The sequence below is a fragment of the Caldivirga sp. UBA161 genome (assembly GCF_002506515.1).
In the GTDB taxonomy this organism is placed as follows: Archaea; Thermoproteota; Thermoprotei; order Thermoproteales; family Thermocladiaceae; genus Caldivirga.
Genome location: NZ_DAXS01000071.1, coordinates 21898 through 28649, shown reverse-complemented (window position 1 = coordinate 28649; position 6752 = coordinate 21898). Strand labels below are relative to the sequence as shown.

Here is a 6752-nt window from a genome sequence, read left to right as displayed (position 1 = left end):
CCTTAAAAACCTTACCACCCCAGTGAGTTCAGCTTATTAACCGACTAGGGTAAATAACTGGGTGTATTCGGTAAGGAGAGCGTGAGGTATAGGGTGCTTGGGGGAACTGGGTTAAGGGTATCTGAGATTGGGTTAGGGGCGTGGTTCATTGGCGGCATGTATGGTGAAGTTACCATTGATGAAGCCAAGGCCATTATTAGGAGGGCTCTTGACCTGGGGATTAACGTATTCGATACCGCTGATGTGTATGGTAATGGGTTAAGCGAGAGGATTCTTGGAGAGGAGTTAATGGGTTATGACGCGTACGTATTCACTAAGGTAGGTTACAATATTTATGAGGGTAAGGGAAGCAAGCATACTCAATTATTCACACCTGATTACATTAGGTATGCTGCACTACAATCAATTAGGAGGCTAGGGAGGAGTGTGAACCTGCTTCAATTACATAACCCACCCCTTGATGTTATAAGGAGCAGTAATATTCATGAGACCCTACTGGAGTTGGTTAAGGAGGGTTATGTTGAGCATATTGGTGTTGCCCTTGGGCCTGAGGTGAATGTGCTTAATGAGGGTTTAGCAGCTATTGAATCTGGGTATGAGTCAATAATGTTTGTTTTCAATATTCTTGAACAGGAGCCCGCTAGGACACTGATAAGGTTAGGTGATGGTAAGGTTGGGTTAATAACAAGAGTACCACATGCATCAAATCTATTAACCAGCAGCTTCACGCTTAACTTTAAGCCTGGAGATCATAGGAACTTGAGGAATCGTGAGTGGTTAATTAGGGCTAAGGCTATTGTTGATTATTATGTTAAGCCTATTAGCGACCAATTAGGGGTAAAGCTGAGTCAATTAGCCTTGAAGTATGTTTTATCATACCCAGTCTCCACGGTAATGGTTACTGTAACCTCAGTTAATGAGCTTGAGGAGTACGTTGAGGCTGTGGACGGCTCCTACCTTAACTTAAGCCTAGTGAGGCAGCTTGAGGAATTGTACGATGATGTTATCGTTAAGGTAACTTAAAAATACCCCACGCCACCTATTCCTTAATAATCCAGTGGGTGAATTGAGGTGTGGCTATTGATGAGGATCATATCTTACCTTCAACATAATCCTTACCCTTACCCAGTGCGTTAAGTATCCTAGCAATCATGACCTCATCAGCCCACTCCATTAGGTAAATGCTCCATTTATCTAGGGATAAGTTATCATTAACGCCTAGGTAGCTATGCCACCATGATACGCTTTCACTAAGTAGGTTCCTAATGAACTCCTTATTGTATTGATTAGCCTCAACATCGTCACTAACCTTAAATATAATCACCATATACTTCTTACCCGTTAACGCACCCCGCCTACTTAACCCCATAGTGGTTAGTCACCTAAATCACGCTTAAAAAACATACTAACCAATTAATTAAAATTGGGCCCAGGAACTAATGAGAATGCGGGTGCATTAGTGGGTGTGTATTTTAAACACCGATAATTACTTTATTTATCCAGCAAATATTAAGAGGAGTGATGGACTACCTAGCATTATTACCGGCGGCAGGCTCAGTATTAATGGCCTACTACACTTATGAGAATTCAAGGAGAATTAACGCATGCCTACCTGGTGTCTTTAACTGTGAATTATTTAGTTTCCTCGTCCCCAAGTGGATTAGGCTAGCTATGGCGGTTGGGGCTATGGTTACCTTAGCCTTAATGGCCTTTTTGATAATTAACCACCTATACCTATACGTCACTGCGTTATCATTAATAGGCCTAGTGATTGGCATGTATGGTATTTACCTACAGGCCCGGAAGAACGCCTACTGCCTTTACTGCTTAACTACAGATGCCGTATTATTCATCATGTTCATATTATCCATACTTAAGGTGATTTAACTGACTCATTACCCTCCTTACCTTGAACTGCTATTAACCAATTATGCCTCTCAACACTGCACGCATCCCAATCCTCATGATTCATGTACCTTTCAACCCTGTAATCATCCATGGGTGCATTACCTTTAATTAATAATTCAGCCAACCTCTTAGCCAAAGCCGGGCCAATCATTGAACCATAGCCATCTAAACCACCTATTACGTATAAATTATCCTTAACCACACCGTAAACTGGGCCACCACTTGGTGAAGCCTCACATGTACCCGACTTAGTGAATATTGGTATAGCCCAACCGAACCTACTGGAGATTAACCTGGCTATGCGCCAACCATAATTCAGAGGCGCACGCTCATTGGGTTTACCGCACCCATCACCAGCTATGAATAGGCCTGGTATGAATGGCCTACTGTACCAGCCTAATACATCATCACCAATACTTAGATTCATTACCTTAACTGGGCCAGTCATAACTGAGGCATAGCATTGATAATTCTTTAAAGGTAGTTTAACGCCCACCTGCATAGCTAATTCAGTATTCCCAGGTCCAGCAGCCAGTACTATTGAGTCCCCTAGGTATCTTTCACCATTAGCCACCACCGTTAATGACCCGTTAATTAACTTTAAGGATGCCTTAGCGTTAATCACATTAATCCTCCTCCTTAATTCACCCACTATGCGCCTAACCGGTATCATGTAGTCCGTGGTCATCACTATGAATTCATCCTTACTGAGCCTAATCCAATCTGCATCCTCAATAATCCTGTACTCAACCCCAGCAGCCTTAAGGGGGTTTAGGTTAATCCACTTAGGCATAATGTCTATTGAGGTTACTGGCTTAGGTTCAGTGAACATCCTATACACGTTAAGGCTTTCCCTAGCCAGTAGAATATCATCAATGTAGGGCATTGATTGAGTTAAGACAAGTGAAGCCAGTGGATACTTAGGCTCCTCACCAATAACCACTACCTCAGAGCCCATGGACCTCAGGAAGTGAGCCGTGAATAACGCAGCTATACCACCACCCACTATTACTACCTTCATTGAGTGGTTCCTGGACTTAACCCTAATAAGCTTTAATCATGCAGCATAGAGAATGCTTATTAACATGAAATTAACACTTAGAAGCTGTGCCTGATGAGTCTAAGATTGAGAGGGATAGGATTGAGAAGAGGAGGTTTAGGATAAAGGATATTGATCAACTTAAGCTTGTTGACGATGTATTTAATGAATACACCTTGAGGGCACTCTATGAAATAATGAATAGGAGGATTATACTGGAGGTTTATGGACCCATTGCCCAGGGTAAGGAGGCTAAGGTAATATGGGGTAAGGATTATGATGGTGAGGACTTGGCTCTTAAGGTCTACTACACTTTGGCCAATAGGTTCGTTAACAGGAACCCCTACATAATGGGTGATAGGAGGTTCGGAGGTAAACCCAGTAATCCATTTAAGTTAGCCAGCATGTGGTGTAGGAAGGAGTTTAGGAACATGAAGAGGGCCTATGAGGCTGGGGTGCTTGTGCCTAAGCCAATAGCCTTCTACAATAATATACTGGTTATGGAATTCATTGGTGAAGAAGGTGTACCAGCACCATTACTGAAGGATGTACCCCCAGATGATGTTCAGGCAGCTTATATTGATGTAGTACTTAATGTGGAGAAGGCCTTCATTATTGGTAAGCTTATTCACGCTGACTTAAGTGAGTATAATATATTGAATTGGAATAATAAACTATACATAATTGATTGGGGTTCAGCAGTGGATTCATCTCACCCAAACTTCATAGACCTATTATATAGGGATGTTAAGAATATTAATAGGTTCTTCAGTAAACTAGGCGCGTCCGTGTTTGATGAAGGTAAGATTGTTAAGGCATTAGTTGAAAGAAGTAGGAGGAATTACATTATTAATGATGGTAAGGTTATTGTTGATAATAAGGACCTATTAAGTTACTTAAACATAAATTAAATGAAAATAAAGTTAACTTAAATCTAGAGGTAAACATTAACCTACTTAGTATTTCACTTTAGAAAATACAATATGAAGTAAGTTTAAGTAAATCCGTAATATCATGATAAATATATTATAGTTATTGATAATAAGTACAACTTTCAAAAATATGCTTCTCTTTAAAAGAGTAATGTTTAAAAGGATTAAGTTAAGTGAGGCGTAATGGCTAGGAGGTACGTATTAACATTTGAGGAGGCAAACCCTGATGATGTTAAGCTCCTTGGCGGTAAGGCAACAAGCCTCGTATTAATGACTAGGCTGGGCCTACCTGTACCACCAGGCTTCACAATAACAACCATGGCCTGCAAGGAGTATTATAAGAATGGGGAGAAGCTACCTGAGGGATTAATGGATGAGGTTATTGAAGGTGTAAGGTACCTTGAGGCTAAGACTGGTAGGAAATTCGGGGGCGATGACACGCCATTACTGGTTAGCGTTAGGTCAGGTGCTGCAGTATCAATGCCAGGTATGATGGACACTGTACTTAATGTGGGCCTCAATGATAAGACCCTTCAAGGCTTCATAAAGTTCATAGGCAGTGAACACGCCGCCTACGACGCCTATAGGAGGTTCCTGGCAATGTTCGGTAGAATAGTCCTAGGCATTCCTGAGGAGGAGTTTAATAAGCCGCTTGATGAGATTAAGAAGAAGTATGGTGTTAAGGAGGACCCTGAAATACCACTACAGGGCCTTAAGGAGCTTGTTGACTTATATAAGCAGGTGTACATAAGGAGGGTGGGTAAGGTTATTGATGATCCATGGGAGCAGTTAAGGTTATCAATAGATGCTGTGTTTAAGTCCTGGAACTCGCCTAGGGCTAAGTTCTACAGGGAGGCCAATAAGATAACACCAGACATAGCTGACTGCACAGCCGCATCAGTAGTAACTATGGTGTTTGGTAATGCTGACTGGAGGTCGGCGACTGGTGTGGTGTTCTCAAGGAACCCAGCCACAGGTGAGGATGAGCTCTACGGTGAGTACTTACCGTATGCTCAAGGTGAGGATGTTGTTGCTGGTATTAGGACCCCTAAGCCCATTTCAGAGCTTAAGAAGGAGATGCCTGAGGTTTACCAGCAGCTTTACGAGGGTGTTAAGAGAATTGAGAGGTATAAGAAGGCTGTGCAGGATGTTGAATTCACCATTGAGAAGGGTAAGCTCTGGTTCCTACAGACTAGGAATGCTAAGATGAATCCGCTGGCCATGATTAAGGTTGCCGTTGACATGGTTAAGTCCGGTTGGATGACTAAGGAGGAGGCTGTGATGACCATTAAGCCGCAGCACATACTACAGGTCCTTTACCCAAGGATTGATGAAGCCAAGGCGCCTAAGCCGGTTGCCAAGGGTATTGCGGCATCACCTGGGGCAGTCAGTGGCCAAGCAGTCTTTGATCCGGATTCAGCGGTTGAGTGGGCTAAGGCAGGTAAGAGGGTTATACTGGTTAGGGAGGAGACTAAGCCTGATGATGTTCACGGATTCTACGCCTCAGTGGGTATATTGACTAGTAGGGGTGGTGCAACAAGCCATGCAGCTGTTGTGGCTAGGGCAATAGGTAGGCCTGCAGTGGTGGGTGCTGAGGGCCTTAAGATAGATTACTCCACTAGGACTGCTAGGGCTGGTGACGTGGTGATTAAGGAGGGGGACTGGGTTACTATAGATGGATTCACTGGTAACGTGTACATTGGCCAAGTCCCAACCATTGAACCAAAGCTACCGCCTGAATTCTATGAGCTACTTGACATGGCTGACTCAGTCTCAGTCTTCGGCGTCAAGGCTAATGCCGATACACCCGAGGATGCTACAATAGCCAGGAGGTTTGGGGCTAAGGGTATAGGCTTACTTAGGACTGAGAGAATGTTCAGGGCTCCAGGTAGGCTTGAATTATTTAGAAGCGTAATACTGTCCACTAACGCCAATGAAAGGAAGGATGCCTTAAATAAATTGGCTGAATTAATGAGGAGGGACTTTGAGGAAATCTTCGAGATAATGGAGGGTTACCCAGTGACCGTGAGGCTCTTTGATCCACCATTACATGAGTTCTTACCTAATGTTGAAGAATTAGTGGCTGAGGTTACTAGAGCTAAGGCATTGGGTAGGCCTGATCCTGAGAAGGAGGCTTTACTGGCTAGGGTTAGAGCTTTAATGGAGGCTAACCCAATGATGGGCCATAGAGGTGTTAGGTTAGGTATAACATTCCCAGACATATACATGGCGCAGGTTAAGGCTATTCTTGAGGCTGCCCTTGAATTAAAGAGGAGGGGTAAGAATGTTCAAGTCCAGATAATGATACCGCAGGTATCGGAGTATAAGGAGCTTGAGTACGTGATAAACAATGTCGTCAAGCCTGTTGCCGAAGATGTGTTTAAGAATTACGGTGAACGCATAGACTTTAAGATAGGTACAATGATGGAGACCGTTAGGGCTAGTTTAACTGCCGATAAGATAGCTAAGGTTGTCGACTTCATGAGCTTCGGCACCAATGACCTAACCCAAGCAGTCTTCAGCTTCAGTAGGGATGATGTGGAGAACAAGTTCATGAGCCAGTACCTTAACCTAGGCATACTGCCCTACGACCCATTCGTCACCATTGACCGTGATGGTGTAGCTAAGTTAATGAAGATAGCCATTGACTTGGCTAGAAGCGTTAAGCCTAACATAGAGATAGGCATATGTGGTGAGCATGGTGGTGACGCTGAATCAATAAAGATACTAGCTGAGACTGTGGGTAGGGGATTGGACTACTTCAGTGCATCACCGTACAGGGTTCCAGTGGCTAGGCTTGTGGCTGCCCAGGAGTCACTTAAGATACTTAATAGGGCGCCTAAGGTTGCTGAGTACTAATAGGCTTAAAATAC

At 43.4% G+C, this 6752-nt stretch carries 6 protein-coding genes; 4 read left to right on the top strand and 2 right to left on the bottom strand.

All coding sequences use genetic code 11. From position 1 onward, the window contains the following. Positions 1 to 81 precede the first annotated feature (81 nt). Positions 82 to 1023 carry an aldo/keto reductase gene (locus BP896_RS08420; RefSeq protein WP_291767496.1) on the top strand — a complete coding sequence of 314 codons (942 nt, stop codon included), beginning with the start codon at positions 82 to 84 and terminating at the stop codon, positions 1021 to 1023. Between the two features lie 67 nt (positions 1024 to 1090). Here BP896_RS08420 and BP896_RS08415 read toward each other — a convergent pair whose 3' ends face one another. Next, positions 1091 to 1369 (bottom strand): hypothetical protein, encoded by a 279-nt coding sequence (locus tag BP896_RS08415; RefSeq protein ID WP_291767495.1) that lies wholly within the window; start codon positions 1367 to 1369, stop codon positions 1091 to 1093. A gap of 152 nt (positions 1370 to 1521) precedes the next feature. Here BP896_RS08415 and BP896_RS08410 point away from each other — a divergent pair, with 152 nt between their 5' ends. After that, positions 1522 to 1887 (top strand): hypothetical protein, encoded by a 366-nt coding sequence (locus tag BP896_RS08410; RefSeq protein WP_291767504.1) that lies wholly within the window; start codon positions 1522 to 1524, stop codon positions 1885 to 1887. On the opposite strand, the gene BP896_RS08405 is transcribed toward BP896_RS08410, so the two are convergent. Continuing rightward, positions 1874 to 2929 carry an NAD(P)/FAD-dependent oxidoreductase gene (locus BP896_RS08405; RefSeq protein ID WP_291767493.1) on the bottom strand — a complete coding sequence of 352 codons (1056 nt, stop codon included), beginning with the start codon at positions 2927 to 2929 and terminating at the stop codon, positions 1874 to 1876. The two genes, BP896_RS08410 and BP896_RS08405, sit on opposite strands and share 14 nt — an antisense overlap. A gap of 86 nt (positions 2930 to 3015) precedes the next feature. On the opposite strand from BP896_RS08405, the gene BP896_RS08400 reads away from it, so the two are divergent. Together BP896_RS08400 and ppdK are read left to right on the top strand one after the other, a co-directional pair. Continuing rightward, on the top strand, positions 3016 to 3858 hold the full coding sequence (locus BP896_RS08400) for a serine protein kinase RIO (protein ID WP_291767492.1): 843 nt from the start codon (positions 3016 to 3018) through the stop codon (positions 3856 to 3858). Positions 3859 to 4062: 204 nt separating this feature from the next. Beyond that, positions 4063 to 6738, top strand: a complete 2676-nt coding sequence (gene ppdK / locus BP896_RS08395) for a pyruvate, phosphate dikinase (RefSeq protein WP_291767491.1) — start codon at positions 4063 to 4065, stop codon at positions 6736 to 6738. Positions 6739 to 6752: the final 14 nt, after the last annotated feature.